Origin of the sequence: Streptomyces sp. SudanB5_2050 (genome assembly GCF_964272335.1) — a bacterium.
GTDB lineage: Bacteria > Actinomycetota > Actinomycetes > Streptomycetales > Streptomycetaceae > Streptomyces > Streptomyces rochei.
Genome location: NZ_OZ186760.1, coordinates 7,394,606 through 7,411,724, shown reverse-complemented (window position 1 = coordinate 7,411,724; position 17,119 = coordinate 7,394,606). Strand labels below are relative to the sequence as shown.

Genomic DNA, 17,119 nt, shown 5'->3' with positions numbered 1-17,119 from the left:
CGTCACGTACCCGGGCGGGCGCGGACGAGGTCGAGGTCGCGCAGCGTGTCGAGGAACGCCGAGTCCTTCTGGAGCCAGTGGTGTTTGATCTGGGCTCCCGCGGTGCCCTGGCGGAACCTTCGTTCGGCGATCTGGCCGAAAGCGCCGGGCACCAGGGGCAGGATCTGCAGGGGCCGCAGTCGTCCGCTGCGGCGCTTGTCGGCGTATTCCACGTTGACTTCCTGGAGAGTCGCGTCGATGCGGCGGGCTGTGTCCTGCACGTTCAACGTGCCGTGGGCGTCGGCCCATTCGATGGCGACGAGGTAGTGGGGCGGGGTGTCCCAGACGGGGATGCCGGAGAAGTGCGGGTGGTCGGTGCGTTCGCTGCCGAGGACCCGCATCACGGCGGTGTGCACATCGGATTCGGTGAGCTTCTCGCCGGTGAAGGAGGACTGGAATCCCGCGCGTCCCAGAAACTCCAGCCGTGGCGTGGCGCCGACCGCTCCGACGACGCGGTACACGTCGCCCACGTCGTAGCGGTAGAGCCCGTTGGCCTGGCTCATGACGAGCCGGTAGTCGGCGCCGAGTTCGAGTTCGTCATAGCCGAGGGTGGGGGTGTCCTCGGGCAGAGGGCTGCCGTCGTCCAGGTCCTGCCACGGAACGAATTCGAAATGCCCCTGGTCGACAGCGAGCGGCCCCGCCGAGAGGTGGTCGTCGACGGGCAGCGTGACGATTCCCTCGGTGCCCGTGGTGCTGAACGGCAGTGTCGCCACGCCGGTCGCGAGCCGGGACAGCCAGGGCCCGTACAGCGCCGCGGAGGCGGAGTTCCAGCAGACGAGCAGACGCAGGCCGGGCCACAGGTCGGTGAGCAGCGGACGGCCTCCGGTGCGGTCGAAGGCGGCGGTGAGGCGGCGGAGGAAGTCCGGGCGGGCTGCCCGGTCCGTGCCGTGGCCGTCGTGCAGGTCCTGGATCAGGCGTTCGGCGTTCTCCTTCAGTGTCTCGGCGAGCAGGACGATCTTGGAGGGGTTCACCGAGACGATCAGTCTCAGGTCGTGGGCGGCCAGCCGCAGCAGTTTGCCGTAGAGCAGGTCGGCCATGGTCGCGGCACCGGCATCGCGGGTGAACCACCTCGCGTGACGCCACGGCGGGTTCCAGTCGTCGGGGTCGTCCGACACGGGGCGCTCGGTGATGCTGTAGACGGGGAAGCCGCGCAGTCGGTGCCGGATGGGGCCGGGCTCCCAGGACAGGTCGAGGACCTCGTCGCCGGTGAGCCGATGCGTGCCGATCTGTTCGAAGTAGAGCCCCCACTGCGCGTACAGCGCCGGTCCGCGGTAGACACGGCGCCAGTGATCGGTGGTGGGTACCAGCTTCGCGCGGCCGGTCGATCCCGAGGTGCGCAGGAAGGCGCGGGGGTCGTCGGTGGTGAGCACGCGGCGTTCGCCGGAGAACTGCCGCTCGACGTAGGGGGCCAGTTCGTCGTAGGTGCGGATGGGCACGGCACGCCGCCACTCCTGGCGGGTGCGGACCCGGGCGAGGCCGTGTTCGCGGCCGAAGCCGGTGTCTCGTGACACCGAGAGGATGTCGGAGAACACGCGCTCCGCGGTCTCCTCGGGCTGGGCGCATATCTTGCGCTGCATGGCGAGCGCGTTCTGTGTCCGCCGCAGGAAGGCTGCGGATGTGGTGTTGCCGGTCACGCTGTTTCCCCCTGGGATCGAGCCGGGACAGGAGTGAGTTCACGCCGTGCGGATCACGACCTTCCCGAACGCCCGGCGCTCCTCCAGTTCGGCGACCGCCTCGGGAGCGCGGGAGAGTGGGAAGTCGGCGTGCACCACCGGTTCCAGGGCGTCGGTGGCCACCAGGTCGACCAGCGTGTGCAGATCGTCGCGGTGCCACGCGTTGGAGCCAAGGATGTCCAGCTGACGCGACCACACGTAGCGCAGGTCGGTCGTCGCCTCGTACCCGGTGGTCGCGCCGCAGGTGACGATGCGGCCGCCGGCGCGCGCCGAGCGCAGGGAGACGGGCCAGGTGTCCTTGCCCTGGTAGTCGACGACCAGGTCGGCACCGCCGTCCGTGAGTTCGCGGACCCTGCGCCGTACGTCCTCGGTGCCGGTGTCGATCGTGTCGATCACGCCGAGTCGGCGCAGCCGGGCGAGCTTGGCCGGTGATCCGGAGCAGGCGATGATCCGGGCCCCGGCACGCAGGGCGAGCTGGGCGCAGGCGACGCCGACGCCGCCGGTCGCGCCGAACAGCAGCACGCTCTCGCCGGGACGCAGCCGGGCGCGGCTGAAGAGCATGCGCTGGGCCGTGCCGTAGGAGATGGGCAGTGCGGCGTAGCGTGCCGGGTCCGCGTCCTGATCGGGGACGGGGAGCGCGTTGTGGGCGGGTGCGACGACGTACTCGGCGAGCCCGCCCCAGTAGTGCTCGCCGAGGATGCCGCGCCCGATCATCGGGTCGAGCAGCACACGGCTGCCGAGCAGTCTCTCCCCCGCCTCGTCGGTGGCCTGCTCGACGACGCCGACGACGTCGCCGCCGGAGACGTGCGGGAGTTCCAGCCGTACGCCCGGAAGCCCGTTGCGCACGTGGATGTCGAGGTGGTTCAGGGCGCAGGCCTCGACGCGTACGGCGATCCATCCGGGCGGGGGTGACGGCCGTTCGACCCGGTCCAGGGTCAGCCGCTCGGGGCCGCCCCAGGCACGGATGACGGCCGCCCGCATCAGCCCTTTCACTCTTCGGTCACCTCTCGGACGGCCGTGTACAGGGTGCCGGTGAGGAAGCGCAGGTCGTCGGGGCTCATCGACGGTGAGGGCAGCATGGTGATCACGTCCCCGGGGACCGCGTTGACCAGCACGCCGTTGTCCCTGGCCAGGGTGCAGATGCGATCGACGACGCGCTCCTGGGGCGGGTAGGGGGCGCGGGTCTCCCGGTCGGCCACCAGCTCGACGCCGGCGATGAGGCCGAGCTGCCGGACGTCACCGACGTGGGTGAGCGCGCGGAAGGGTTCCAGTGCGGTGGTGAGCACGTCGGCGAGCGCCTTGGCCCGGGCCGGTACGTCCTCCTTCTCGAACAGGTCGAGGCTGGCCAGGGCGACGGCCGCCCCGAGCGCGTATCCGGAGTAGGTGCTGCCGCTGAGGAAGACGCTCTCACGGAAGGCTCCGAAGATCTCCTCCGTGGCCAAGGTGGCCGACAGCGGCAGATATCCGCCGGTCAGCGCCTTGCCCACCGTCATCAGATCCGGTGTGACGCCCTCGGCCTCGCAGGAGAACGTCGGGCCGGTGCGGGCCCAGCCGGTGAGGACCTCGTCGACGATGAGGAGCACTCCGTGCCTGCGGGTGATCTCCGCGACCTTTGCGAGGTGTCCCTCCGGGGCGGTGATCACTCCGGCGAGGGCCTGGACCCGCGGCTCGACGATGACCGCGGCGATCCGGCCCTTCTCCCGGGTGAGGAGGTTCTCCAGCGAATCGGTGCACTCCAGCCCGCAGTCGCTGTCCGACGACTGGCCGACGGGACACCGGTAGCAGTGGGGCTGGTGGAAGGAGAGGGAGGGGAACAACAGTGGCTCGTAGGTCTTGCGGATCATGTCGACCTGTTCGCCGTTGGTGCCGCGCAGGCTGACCGTGCCTAGGGTCTCGCCGTGGTAACCGCCCTCCATGGACACGAAGGTGGATCGCTGCGGTTCACCCTTCGCGACCCAGTAGGCGTAGGCAGCCTTGAGAGCCGTCTCCACCGCGGTCGATCCGGACTCGGCGAAGAAGACGCGCTGGAGCCCGGTCGGCGCCATCGATGCCAGGCGGGCAGCGAGTTCCACCGCCGCCGGGTGCGAGACGCGGTAGAGCGTGGTCTCACCGGCCTTGCGCGCCTGGGCGACCAGGGCCTCGACTATCTCGCTGCGGCCGTGGCCGTGCAGGTTCATGCCCATCGACGAGCGGCCGTCGAGGTAGCGCTTACCGTCTGCGTCGATCAGCCAGCAGCCTTCGGCGCGTTCGACGACGAGCTGATCACGGGCCATCCACTCGGTCATCGGCGTCCACGGGTACCACATGTGCTCTCGGTCGAGTGTGCGCAGCCGGTCGACGTCGGTCTTCTCCACGGGGAAGCCTCTCTGGGGATGTTGACGGTGGTGGTGCCCCCGCCGCGGACCGGGTCGTGCTGCCCGGTCCGCGGCGGGGGCCGATGGTGGCTGTTACCAGGTGACGCGCAGCTGGCGCGGCCCGTAGGACAGGGCGTCACCGCGGAAGGGGATGTCCTCCTTGGCGATGTCCAGGCGCAGGCCGGGCAGCCGCTCGGCGACAGCCCGCAGCGCGATCTCCAGTTGGACCCGGACGAGGTGCTTGCCCAGGCACTGGTGCGGTCCGTGGCTGAAGGCCAGGTGGTTGCCCGCCGAGCGGTGGATGTCGAGCCGGTTCGGTTCGGCGTGCACCTTCGGGTCGCGGTTGCTGGTGTCGAGGAGCACGATGACGGCGTCCCCCTCCTTGATCGTGTGCCCCTCGTACTCGATGTCGGCGGCCGCGACCCGCTTGGTGGCCCGGGCGATGGTGTAGTAGCGGAGCATCTCGTCGATCGCGCCCGGCCACAGGTGCGGCTCGGCCCGCAGTTCCTCGGCCACGTCCGGGAATTCGGCGAGGGCGAGCACGCCGAGGCCCAGCATGTTGGCCGACGGCTCGTGCCCGGCCACCAGCAGGAACATCGCGTTGTCGACCAGGTCGGCGTCGCTGAGCTCGATCTCCTTGGACGCCTTCGCCTTGACGATCATCCTGCTGAGCAGGTCGTCGCCGGGCTTGCGGGTGCGCTGCTGCATGACGCTGTCGACGTAGCGGCGCAGTTCGACGACGGCTTCGAGGTTCTCCTCGCCGCGGTCCATCTCGATGATCTGCTCGGTGCGCTTCTGGAAGTACTCGCAGTCGTCCTCCGGAATGTCCAGCACCTTGCAGATGGTGCGGGTGGCGACCGGGAAGGCGAACGACTCGATCATCTCGGCCGGTGGGCCCTTGTGGACCACTTCGTCGACGATCTCGCCGAACACCTCCTCGAAGTACGGCCGGACCGCCTCGGCGTGTCGGGGAGTGAAGTCCTCCGCGATCATGCGGCGGGCCACGTCGTGCTCCGGCGAGTCCATGTTGAACAGGTGACGGCTGAACTGGCCCCGCTCCTTCTGCAGGGCCTCCCGCTGCGAGAAGGGCGGCGTCTTCGCCGGGTTGTTGCTGATACGGCGGTCGGCGAGCAGGGAGCGCACGGCGTCGTGGCTGGCCGCGAGCCAGGCCGGACGGCCGTCCTCCATGGTGAAGGGGCAGACGCCGCCGCTCTCCTTGAGCAGTTCGAGGTGCTCGGCGGGCGGAGTGTCGGGCACGGACCGGCGTACGGGGAAGGAAGGCATGAGAACGAACTCCGTTTCGAGGAGAGGAAAGGGAACGGACGGACAGGAAGGGGACAGGGCGGGATGCCGCTGTCGCCGGCGAGTCGTCAGTCGCGGGTTCTCTCAGGGCGGCGGACGGCCGTGCCGAGCCAGTCGTGCACGGTGTCGGCGGTGCGCGGGGCGTGATCCTCCATCATCGTGAAGTGGTCTCCGGGCACGTCGACGGCGGTGTGCGGCAGGTTCCAGCGCGCCTGCCACCGCCCTTCGACGGGCATACCGGTCATGGGGTCGCCGGCGCGTACGTGCAGCACCGGCACGTCGACCGGACACGGGGTCCAGTCGAAGCCGAAGTAGTGGCCCATCGCGGTGAGCCAGGCCTCACCGAAGGCGGCACCGGTCCTGCCGTCGCGATCGCGCTGGCCCTGCTCCATGGCGCCCTGGATACGGGCCATCACCTCCGTCTCGTCGGGGGCATAGGTGTCGACGAGCACGACGGCCGCCGGCGGCCTGCCGAGCTCGGCGAGTCGGGCGGCCAACGCCTGCGCGGCAAGACCGCCGGCCGAGTAGCCGAGCAGCACGGGCCGGTCGTGCCCGGCCATGGCCCGCGCGTGGGTGTCGAGCAGGACGTCGAGGCCCGCGGGCAGGGGCTGCCCGGGTACGAAGCCGGGCTGACGCAGGACGAAGACGTCCCGCCGTCCCCGCAGGGCCGCGGCGAACCGCAGGAACTTGTGCGGGTCGGCCTTGCCGAGGTGCGAGGGGATGCAGAACAGGGGCGGCTCGTCCCCGCCGGAGGTGAGCCGTAGAGGCGGCAGCTCCAGCTCGGCCGGTTCACGGTAGGCGGGCCGGAAGGCGGCGGCCGCGGTGAGTACGTCGATGAACTCCAGCCGCCGGCCGTGCCGGTCGGCTTCCTGCCACAGCTCACCGAGGCCGCTACCGCCGCCCGCCTCCGGGACATCAGCGCTCCCGGGCACCGGGACGGCACCGGACCCGACGGGCCGGTCCGCGATCCGCTCGCGCAGGTGCGCGGCGAGCCCGGCAGGGGTGCGCTGTTCCAGGGTGAGCGTCGCGGGAAGCGTCAGACCGATGCGCGTGGCAAGCCTGTTGCGCAGTTCGATCGAGGTCAACGAGTCGAAGCCGAGGGCGAGAAACTCCTGATCGGCGCCGATCCGCGCCGGATCGGCGTAACGCAGTACGGCGGCGATCTCCTCCCGGACCGCCTCCAGCAGTACCGCGGACTGCTCCTCGGCCGGACGCCCCGCCAACCGCGCCGGTAGGTCGGGGCGCTGTCCGACAGCAGGCTCCGCCGACCTGACCGCACGCACCTCGGGAAGCTCGTCGAGCAGGCGCTGCGTCGAGCCGGCGGCCAGCCGCGCCCAGTCCGCGTCGGCCACCACCAGCGGCCCGTGGCCCCGGCCGAGGGCCCGTACGGCCTGCTCCGGCGGCAGCGGGGTGAGACCGCTGCGGCGGAGCCGGTCGGCGGCCTCCTGCGCCGCGGCCATGCCGTCGCCCTCCCACGGCCCCCACGCCAGCGAGGCCGCCGGCAGCCCATGCGCGGTGCGGTGTGCGGCCAGGGCGTCCAAGTAGGCGTTGGCAGCGGCGTAGTTGGCCTGCCCTGCCCCGCCGAGGACTCCGGCGAGGGAGGAGAACAGCACGAAGGCGTCCAGTTCCCGGTCCCGGGTCAGCTCATGCAGGTTCCTGGCGCCGAGCAGCTTGGGCCGCAGCACCCGCTCGACCTGGGCGGGCGTCAGCGAGGTGAGCAGTCCGTCGTCGACGACCCCGGCCGTGTGCACGATGGCGCTGGGCCGGTGTGCGTCCAGGAGCAGACGTACGGCATCCCGGTCGGCGACGTCGCAGCGCACGATCGTCGCCTTGACCCCTGCGGCGACCAGGTCGGCGCGCAGCGCCTCGGCGCCCTGACCGTCGGGCCCTCTGCGCCCGGCCAGCACGATGTGCTCGGCCCCCTCCTCCGCCAGCCATCGCGCGACGTGTCCGGCGAGCGCGCCGGTCCCGCCGGTGACCAGCACGGTGCCGCGCGGCGTCCACCGGCCGTCGCTGGTACGGGCACGGACCAGCCGCCTGGCGAACACCCCGGCCTGTCGGACCGCCGTCTCCTGCTCACTCCGGTCGAGCAGCCGGGCGCAGAGCCGACGTCCGACCTGCTCGGTGAGGTCGGCGGGCAGATCGATGCGCGCCGCCCCCAGGCCGGGCCACTCGGTGGCCGCCGCCCGGGCCAACCCCCAGAGCGTCGCCTGCTCGGGGTTCGGCACGGTGTCGGACGTACCGACGGCCACGGCTCCGCTGGTGACGATCCACAAGGGCGCGGTGGACCCGGCGGTGGCCAAGTCCTGTACCAGCCGCAGGGTCGCGTCCAGGCCGCCGTCGCCGTCGGCGCCCGGGCCCAGCAGAGAGACGACTCCGGTCAGCTCGGTGTCGGATTGGTGCGGGACACGAGCGGCCTCGACGACGGAGGCGCCGTGCCGGGTCAGCGCGTCCGCGACGGCGTCGGCGAGCGGGCGGGGACCTTCTTCGGGACGAACGAGCAGCCAGGTACCGGCCAGGACGGGCGCCGGTTCCTCGTCCACCAGCGGCACCCAGTCGATGCGGTGCGTCCAGCCGTCGAGGGGCTCGCGCGGGGTGTCCTCGACGGTGGGCCGGGCGGCGCTTTCCATCCAGTAGTGCTGGTGCTGGAAGGGGTAGGTGGGCAGGTCCACCGTGCGGGCCCGCGGGAACAGCGGGGCCCAGTCGACCGGGTGACCCTGGACGTACAGGGACGCTGCGGCACTCAACACGGTCCGCGACTCGTCGTGGTCGGGGCGCAGGGCAGGTACAGCCGTCACCGAAGTGGCGGTGGCGTCCGCGCAGTGGGTGACCATCGAAGTGAGCGTCCCGGCGGGACCCAGCTCGACGAACGTCCTCACACCCGCGTCGAGCAACGTGGCGACCCCGTCGGCGAAACGCACCGGCTCACGGACCTGACGCACCCAGTACTCCGGCGTCCCCCACTCCTCCGGATCCACCCACGCACCCGTGACATTGGAAACCACCCGCAGCGACGGCACACCGAACGCCACCGACTCCACAACCCGACGGAACTCCCCCAGCATCGGCTCCACCAAAGGCGAATGAAAAGCATGCGAGACCGCCAGACGACGCGACCGCGCCCCACAAGCAGCCACCACACGCTCCACACCCCCCTCAGGACCAGCGATCACCACCTGCCCCGGCGCGTTCACCGACGCGATCACCACGTCCTCACCGAGGAAACCGGCCAGCTCCCCCGCCTCGGCCCGAACCGCGACCATCACCCCACCCGCCGGCAACGCCTGCATCAACCGCGCCCGGGCAGCCACGACCCGACACGCATCCTCCAACGACCACAACCCCGCCACACACGCCGCCGACAACTCACCGACCGAATGCCCGATCAGACAACCCGGCCGCACACCCCAGGACTCCAACAACCGAAACAGCGCCACCTCCAACGCGAACAACCCCGCCTGCGCCCACACCGTCCGGTCCAACTCACCCGCATCCGAACCGAAAACAACCTCCCGCACCCCCGGACCGACCCGCCCACACACCTCGTCGAACGCCTCGGCAAACACCGGGAACCGCTCATACAACCCCCGCCCCATCCCCAACCGCTGACTGCCCTGACCAGCAAAAACAAACGCGAGACCACCCGACGCCGAAGACGCGACACCCCTCACGCCCCGACCCTGCGCGACCTCGGACAAGCCCCGCACCAACTCGTCCCGCCCGCGCCCCACCACCACGGCCCGATGCTCGAACGCCGCACGAGTCGAAACCAACGACCAACCCACATCCACCGGACTCGATTTGGCGCTGTGGTCGGCGAGTTGTGAAGCCAGAGCCTGCAACGCGTCGGCCGATCGCGCCGAGAGCACCCACGGCACGGCACCCGAAGCAGAGGAATCCGGTGCCGCTTCCTCCTCCGCCGGCGGCTCCTCGATGATCACGTGCGCGTTCGTCCCGGAGATCCCGAACGACGACACACCCGCCCGCCGCACACGCCCCTCCCCCGACGGCCAGTCCCGCGCCTCGGTCAGCAGCCGCACCGCACCCGAGTCCCAATCCACCTCACCCGACGGCTCATCCACATGCAGCGTCCGAGGGAGACGGCCCTTCTCCATGGCCAGCACCATCTTGATGACACCGGCGACTCCGGCAGCAGCCTGCGCGTGACCGATGTTCGATTTCACCGACCCCAGCCACAACGGACGCTTCGCGTCCCGGCCCCGCCCGTACGTCGCCAGCAACGCCTGCGCCTCGATCGGGTCGCCCAGCGAAGTCCCCGTGCCGTGGCCTTCGACAGCGTCCACGTCCTCCGGCGCCAAGCGCGCGTTGGCCAACGCCGCACGTATCACCCGCTGCTGCGACGGACCGTTCGGCGCCGTCAGACCGTTCGACGCACCGTCCTGGTTCACCGCCGAACCCCGCACCACCGCCAACACCCGATGACCGTTCCGCCGCGCCACCGACAACCGCTCCAGTACCAGCACGCCGACGCCCTCGGCGAAGCCCGCCCCGTCGGCACCCGCCGCGAAGGCCTTGCAGCGGCCGTCACCGGCCAGGCCACGCTGATGGGAGAAGGCGGTGAACACCGTCGGGGTGGCCATGACCGTGGCGCCCCCGGCGAGAGCCAGTTCGCACTCGCCGGACCTCAGGGCCTGTACGGCGGAGTGGAGGGCGACCAGGGAGGACGAGCACGCCGTGTCGACCGTGACAGCGGGCCCCTCCAGGCCGAGCACGTACGAGACGCGGCCGGACATCACGCTGGCCGAGCAGGCGGTGGCCAAGTAGTTGGCGTGCTCTTCGCCGGATCCGGCGAAGAGGGAGAAGTAGTCCTGGCCGATCGTGCCGAACCAGACGCCGGTGCAACTGCCATGCAGGGACCTGGGGTCGATGCGGGCGTGCTCGATCGCCTCCCACGAGCTTTCGAGGAGCAGCCGCTGCTGAGGGTCCATGGCCAGCGCCTCACGGGGCGAGATGCCGAAGAACTCGGCGTCGAACCGTCCGGCGTCGTAAAGGAATCCGCCTTCGCGCCGGTACGGCCGTTCGTCGTCGAACGCCGTGTCGAGATTCCAGCCGCGGTCGGTGGGCAAGGGCGTCAGGGCGTCGGTTCCAGTGTCGAGGAGTTCCCAGAACCGCTCCGGTGTCCGTACGCCGCCGGGCAGTCGGCAGCTCATGCCGACGATCGCGACAGGCTCGGTCGCCCTGCGTTCGGTGTCGCGTAGCCGTTGCTTGGTGGTCCGCAGGTCGGCGAGGGTCTTTCGCAGATAGTCACGCAGCTTGTCCTGAGACGCTTCGGCCGTCATCAGGCCTCACCCAGTTCGCTGTCGACGAGCGCGAAGATCTCGTCGTCGGTGGCGGTGGACAGGTCCTCGTCACCGACCGCCTCCGGAGCCCGCTTCTCCGCGGCCTCCCGCCACTCGGCGAGGAGGGCCTCCAGCTGGATCGTCACGTCCTCGGCGCCCTCGGCGTCCGGGGTGAGCGACCGGAGGTCGGCGCGCAGCCGTCCGACGGCGGCCAGGACCGGCTCGGCCGCGGAGGACGTCGCGGCGCCCAGCAGGCCGGCCAGGTGCCCGGCGAGGGCCGTCGGGCTCGGGTGGTCGAAGACGAGCGTGGCCGGCAGACGCAGGCCGGTGAGGGCGGCGAACCTGTTACGCAGCTCCACGGCAGTCAGGGAGTCGAAACCCAGGTCGCGGAAGGACCGGTCCGGCGAGACGGCGTCGGAGGTGCCGTGGCCGAGCACCGCGGCGGCATGGTCGCGCACCAGTCCCAGGAGCAGCTCCGTGCGTTCGGGGCCGGACAGCGAGGCGAGCTGCTGTTCGAGGCCGGCACTGCGGACCGCGGTGCTCGCGGTGCGGCGGGCCGTGGCGTGGATCAGCCGGCGGAACATCGCGGGGACCTCTCCGTTGCGGCTGCGGAGCCTCGCGACGTCCAGGTGCATGGGCAGCAACACCGCCTCGGCGGTGTCCCGGGCGGCGTCGAAGAGGGCCAGGCCCTCCGTCTCGGACATCTCGGCGACGCCGTTGCGGGCGATCCGGGCGAGTTCGGTGGAGCCGAGCTGTCCCGTCATCGTGCTGCGGTCGGACCACAGTCCCCAGGCGAGCGCCTGTCCGGCGAGGCCCTGTGCACGGCGGTGCTCGGCGAGCGCGTCGAGGAAGGCGTTGGCGGCCGCGTAGTTGGACTGTCCGGCGCCGCCGAGCACGCCGCTGGCGGAGGAGAAGAGCACGAAGTCAGCCAGCGGGGCGTTGTCGAGGAGTCGGTGCAGATTCCAGGCGGCGTCGACCTTGGGACGCATCACGGTGTCGAGCCGTTCGGGGCTCTGCTTGTCGATGACGCCGTCGTCGAGTACTCCCGCGGAGTGGACGACGGCCACGAGCGGATGCCGTTCGTCGACGGACCGTACGGTCTCTTCGACGGCGGTGGCGTCGGCTAGGTCGCAGGAGGCCCAGGTGACGTCGGCGCCCAGCTCGGTGAGTTCCCGCACCAGGTCGGTGCGCTCCGCGCTGCGGCTGACCAGCAGCAGTCGTCGTATGCCGTGATGGGTGACCAGGTGCCGGGCGACGAAGCCGCCCAGGGTCCCGGTGGCGCCGGTGACCATGACGGTGCCGTCGGTGTCGATGGGCCGGGGCACGGTGAGGACGATCTTACCTATGTGCTTGGCCTGGCTGATGTGTCGGAAGGCCTCCGGCGCCCGGCGCACGTCCCACTGGGTGATCGGCAGCGGCCGGAACGCGCCGGCTTGGAAGAGCCGGACGATCTCGGCGAGCATCTCCCCCGTGCGCTGCGGCCCGGCCTCGACGAGGTCGAATGCCTGGTAGGCGACTCCGCCGTGGTCCTCCGCCACCTGTTCCGGCCGCCGGATGTCGGTCTTGCCCATGTCCACGAACCGGCCGCCGCCGGGCATCAGCCGCAGCGAGGCGTCGACGAACTCCCGGGCCAGCGAGTTCAGAACGAGGTCGACTCCCCTGCCGTCGGTGGCGTCCAGGAACTTCTGCTCGAAGTCGAGGGTGCGGGAGGAGGACAGGTGGGCGTCGTCGAGCCCCAGGGCGCGCAGCGCGCCCCACTTGCGCGGGCTGGCGGTGCCGAACACCTCCGCCCCGAGGTGCCGGGCGATCTGTACGGCGGCCATGCCGACACCGCCGGCGGCCGCGTGGATGAGGACGCGGTCGCCCGCGCGGATGCCGCCGAGGTCGCACAGCCCGTAGTAGGCCGTCAGGAACGCGGCCGGCACCGAAGCCGCCTGGGCGAACGTCCAGCCCTCGGGCATGCGTGCCAGGTAGCGGTGATCGGTGACGGCGAGCGGCCCGAAGCCGGAGGACAGGATGCCCATCACGCGGTCGCCGGGGGTCAGATCCGGCACGGCGTCTCCGACCTCGACGACGACGCCGGCCGCCTCACGACCGAGGGTCAGGTCGTCCTCGACCATGCCGAGTGCGGCGACCACGTCGTGGAAGTTGAGGCCGCCCGCGTGGACGGCGACCCGGACCTCGTTGTCGGCGAGGGTCTTCTCGGCGTGCGGGTAGACGCCCAGCGTGAGGTTGTCGAACGTGCCCGGTTCGGTGATCTCGAGGCGCCAGGCATCGGCTCCGGCGGGCGGCACCAGCTCGGGTGCGGTGGCACGGACCAGGCGGGCGGCGGTGGGCCGGCCCTCGCGGACCATGATGCGCGGCTCGTCGGACTGGACGGCCTCGGCAAGGACGGCCGCCGAGTCGGGGTGGTCGTCGAGGTCGACGAGGGTGATGCGCCCGGGGTTCTCGGTCTGGGCGGAGCGCACGAGACCCCAGACGGGGCTGTGCAGGAGGTCACCCGGGAGGGCGTTGCGGGTCACGACGGCCAGTCGGGTGCCGGCGAGCCGTTCGTCGGCGAGCCACTCCTGTAGGACGCCGAGCACCCGAGCAGTCACGGCCCTGACCGCGGTGGGCAGGTCCGCGTCCGGCTCGCCGGGCGCGGTGCAGGGCAGCAGCAGTACTTCGGCGGCGGTGTCGGCGGACGCGGGTTCCGAGGCGGCCCCGACCTCCCAGCCCGCCGCGCGCAGCGCGGCACCGAGGGCGAACGGGTCGTCGCCCAGCACGACGCCATGCGCGGCGGTCGCATTCCCGACGACGGGGACGGTCTCGTCCCAGGCCACCTTGAACAGCGACTCGGGCCGCTTCACGGTCAGCTGGCCGCGGTCGACCGGCCGGGTCGCCAGGTACCCGAGGGAGAACACCGGAAGTCCGGTGGGGTCCCAGGCCTCCCACGCCATCCCCTGCTGAGCGGCCGGCGAGACCCGTACGCGGAGCGACCGGGCACCGGTGGCGAACAGCTGTACATCGCCGAACGCGAAAGGCAACTTCGTCTCTGCGGGGCCCCGTTGGGCGACGTAGGCGGTCTGCAGGGCGGCGTCGAGCAGGGCGGGGTGGATGCCGAAGCCGTCCACGTCGGCGTCGCCGAGCAGCCCGACCTCGGCGTAGATCTCCTCGCCAGCTCGCCAGACCTTGCTCACGCCCTGGAAGACCGGGCCATAGTGGTACCCCGCATCGGCGAGGCGTTCGTAGAACCCGTCAGCCTCCACCGGCTCCGCACCGGACGGCGGCCACACGGCCATGGTCTCCGGCTGCGCCCCTTTGGCGGTGAGGAATCCCTCCGCATGGGTCACCCACGTCTGGTCGTCACCACGCGAGTGCACCGACACTGCCCGGCGATCACTCTCCCCGAGATCGGAGACAACGACTCTGACCTGCACGGCGTCGGACTCGCCGAGCACGAGCGGTGCCTGCAGGGTGAGTTCCTCGACGGATCCGAAACCGAGCTGGTGGCCCGCGTGCAGGGCGAGTTCGACCCACGCCACGCCCGGCACCAGGGTCTGCCCGAGCACCTGGTGATCGGCCAGCCACGGGTACGCGGAGAGCGACAGCTCGCCGGTCCACACCCACTGCTCTCCGGGCAACTCCACTGCGGCGGGCAGGATTTCATGTCCGGCTTCGACCAGCCCGGCCATGTTGAGGTTCCCGGTGCGGGAGCGCGACGGCTCCAGCCACAGCCGCTCCCGGAGGAAGGGATACGTGGGCAACTCGACCCGCCTGCCGCCGGCGAGCATGCCCGCCCAGTCGACGGGCACACCGCGCGCCCATGCCTCACCGGCGGAGGTGACGAGCCGGGTGAGGGCACCCTCGTCCCGCCGCAGGCTTCCCAGAACGACGGCCTGTGCGGCGCTCTCGTGAACGGTCTCCTCGATGCCGACGGTGAGAACCGGGTGCGGACTGGACTCCAGGAAGACCTGGTGCCCCTGGGCGAGGAGCGTCTGCACGGATGCTTGGAATTCCACTGTCTGACGGAGATTGCGGTACCAGTACTCCGCCCCCAGCTCGACAGTGTCGATCCGCTCACCCGTCACCGTGGACACGAACGGAATCTCACCCGAGCGCGGGACGATCCCGTCCAGAACCCCCAACAACTCCTCACGGATCAACTCCACCTGCACCGAATGCGAGGCGTAATCCACATCGATACGACGCGCCCGAACCCCCGACGACACACACGCGGCCAGCACCCTCTCCAGCCCCGCGGCCTCACCCGAGACCACCGTCGACGAAGAACCGTTCACCGCCGCCACCGACACACCCGGCACACCCGCGATCAACGACACCACCCGCTCACGCGACAACGCCACCGAAACCATCCCACCCAGCCCCGACAGACGCTCCGCGATCAAACGGCTCCGCAACGCCACCACCCGCGCCGCATCACCCACACTCAACGCACCCGCCACCGTCGCCGCGGCAATCTCACCCTGCGAATGACCCACCACCGCAGCAACCGGAACACCCCACGACCGCCACACCCGCGCCAGCGACACCATCACCGCCCACAACGCAGGCTGAACCACCTCGACCCGACCCAACTCCCCAGCCGAACCCAGAACATCCACCACAGAAAAGTCCACAAACGGCGACAGAGCCGCCGCACACTCCCGCATCGACTCCGCGAACACCGGCGAGGAACCCAGCAACTCCCGCCCCATACCGACCCACTGACACCCCTGACCGGCGAACACCAACACCACACCACCACCGGCACCGACCCCGACCCCGACCTCGACCCCCGAAACCGAGGAAAGCCCCGACACCAATTCCTCGGAGTCCCGCCCCACCACCACGGCCCGGTGCTCGAACGCCGCACGCGTCGAAGCCAACGACCAGCCCACATCCACCACGTTCAACCCACCAGCCACCGACGCCAGCCGGGCAGCCTGCTCCCGCAACGCCTCAGCCGACCGCGCCGAAAGAACCCACGGCACCACGTCGACGGAAGGAGCCTCCGGCCGGGGCTCCTCCTCCGGAGCCTCCTCGACGATCACATGCGCGTTCGTCCCGGAGATCCCGAACGACGACACACCCGCCCGCCGCACACGCCCCTCCCCCGAAGGCCACTCGCGCGCCTCGGTCAGCAGCCGCACCGCACCCGAGTCCCAATCCACCTCACCGGTTGGCTCGTCCACATGCAACGTCCGCGGCAGGACGCCCTTGCGCAGGGCCAGCACCACCTTGATGACCCCGGCCACACCCGCGGCCGCCTGCGTGTGACCGATGTTCGACTTCACCGACCCCAGCCACAACGGACGATCCGCGTCACGCCCCCGCCCGTACGTCGCCAGCAACGCCTGCGCCTCGATCGGATCACCGAGAGCCGTGCCCGTGCCGTGTGCCTCGACGACGTCGATGTCGGAGGGGGCGAGACGGCCGACGGTCAGGGCGGACTGGATGACACGCTGCTGCGCCGGCCCGTTCGGGGCGCTCAGACCGTTCGAGGCACCATCCTGGTTCACGGCCGAGCTCCGCAGGACGGCCAGGACCTCGTGCCCGTTGCGGCGCGCCTCCGAGAGGCGCTCCAGGACCAGTACGCCTACACCTTCGGCCATGCCCATGCCATCGGCGTCCGCCGAGAACGCCTTGGAACGACCGTCCTGTGCGAGCCCCCGCTGCCGGGAGAAGGACACCAGCGACAGAGGGGTGGACATCACGGTGACGCCGCCGGCCAGCGCAAGACCGCACTCGCCGGACCTGAGGGCCTGGGCGGCCAGGTGCAGGCCGACCAGGGAGGAGGAACAGGCGGTGTCGATGGTGACGGCGGGGCCTTCGAGCCCCAGCACGTACGCCACGCGACCCGAGACCACGCTGGAGGCGTTGCCGGTCAGCAGGTGGCCCTCGGAGCTCTCCGCCCCGCCGCCCCTGCCGTAGTTGCTGTTCCATGCGCCGACGTACACGCCGACGTCTTTGCCGCGCAGCGAGCCCGGGTCGATGCCCGCCCGCTCGAGGGCACTCCAGGAGCACTCCAGCAGCAGCCGCTGCTGCGGGTCCATGGACAGGGCCTCGCGGGGCGATATCCCGAAGAACGCGGCGTCGAACTCGCCCGCGTCGTAGAGGAACCCGCCTTCGCGGACATAGCACTTACCCGGCTCGTCGGGGTCGGGGTCGTACAGGTTCTCCAGGTCCCAGCCACGGTCCTCGGGGAAGCCGGCCACTGCGTCGACGCCTTCGTCGAGCAGGTTCCAGAACTCCTCGGGCGACCGCACCCCACCGGGGTAGCGGCACCCCATGCCGACGATCGCGATCGGCTCGGCGTTCTTGTCCTCTGCTCGCTGCAACCGCTCCGTCACGTCGGCCAGGTCGGCAGTGACGCGCCGGAGGTAGGTGCGGAGTTTCTGCTCGTCCCCCATGGAGAGGCCCGTCCTTTTCACGTGGTGATCGTGGTCTTCGGGGTGTACGTGGAGTTGGC

General features: G+C 70.9%; 6 protein-coding genes. All 6 read right to left on the bottom strand.

All coding sequences use genetic code 11. The features are described from left to right. Positions 1-2 precede the first annotated feature (2 nt). The 6 genes from ACFZP7_RS32450 to ACFZP7_RS32425 all read right to left on the bottom strand — a co-directional run bounded on the left by ACFZP7_RS32450 (position 3) and on the right by ACFZP7_RS32425 (position 17,060). Entirely contained in the window at positions 3-1,673 is a 1,671-nt protein-coding gene (locus ACFZP7_RS32450; RefSeq protein WP_355520274.1) for a GH3 auxin-responsive promoter family protein, read from the bottom strand. 39 nt (positions 1,674-1,712) lie between these two features. Beyond that, positions 1,713-2,705 carry a zinc-binding dehydrogenase gene (locus tag ACFZP7_RS32445; RefSeq protein ID WP_125771821.1) on the bottom strand — a complete coding sequence of 331 codons (993 nt, stop codon included), beginning with the start codon at positions 2,703-2,705 and terminating at the stop codon, positions 1,713-1,715. Beyond that, positions 2,702-4,066 carry an aspartate aminotransferase family protein gene (locus ACFZP7_RS32440; protein WP_385637615.1) on the bottom strand — a complete coding sequence of 455 codons (1,365 nt, stop codon included), beginning with the start codon at positions 4,064-4,066 and terminating at the stop codon, positions 2,702-2,704. The genes ACFZP7_RS32445 and ACFZP7_RS32440 overlap by 4 nt, the downstream gene beginning before the upstream one ends. Before the next feature lie 93 nt (positions 4,067-4,159). Beyond that, positions 4,160-5,350 (bottom strand): cytochrome P450, encoded by a 1,191-nt coding sequence (locus tag ACFZP7_RS32435; RefSeq protein WP_019331160.1) that lies wholly within the window; start codon positions 5,348-5,350, stop codon positions 4,160-4,162. Between the two features lie 86 nt (positions 5,351-5,436). Beyond that, entirely contained in the window at positions 5,437-10,668 is a 5,232-nt protein-coding gene (locus ACFZP7_RS32430; RefSeq protein ID WP_385637612.1) for an SDR family NAD(P)-dependent oxidoreductase, read from the bottom strand. Next, complete coding sequence (locus ACFZP7_RS32425; RefSeq protein WP_385638558.1) at positions 10,668-17,060, bottom strand: SDR family NAD(P)-dependent oxidoreductase; 6,393 nt, start codon at positions 17,058-17,060, stop codon at positions 10,668-10,670. Before ACFZP7_RS32425 ends, ACFZP7_RS32430 begins: the two co-directional genes overlap by 1 nt. Between the last annotated feature and the right edge of the window lie 59 nt (positions 17,061-17,119).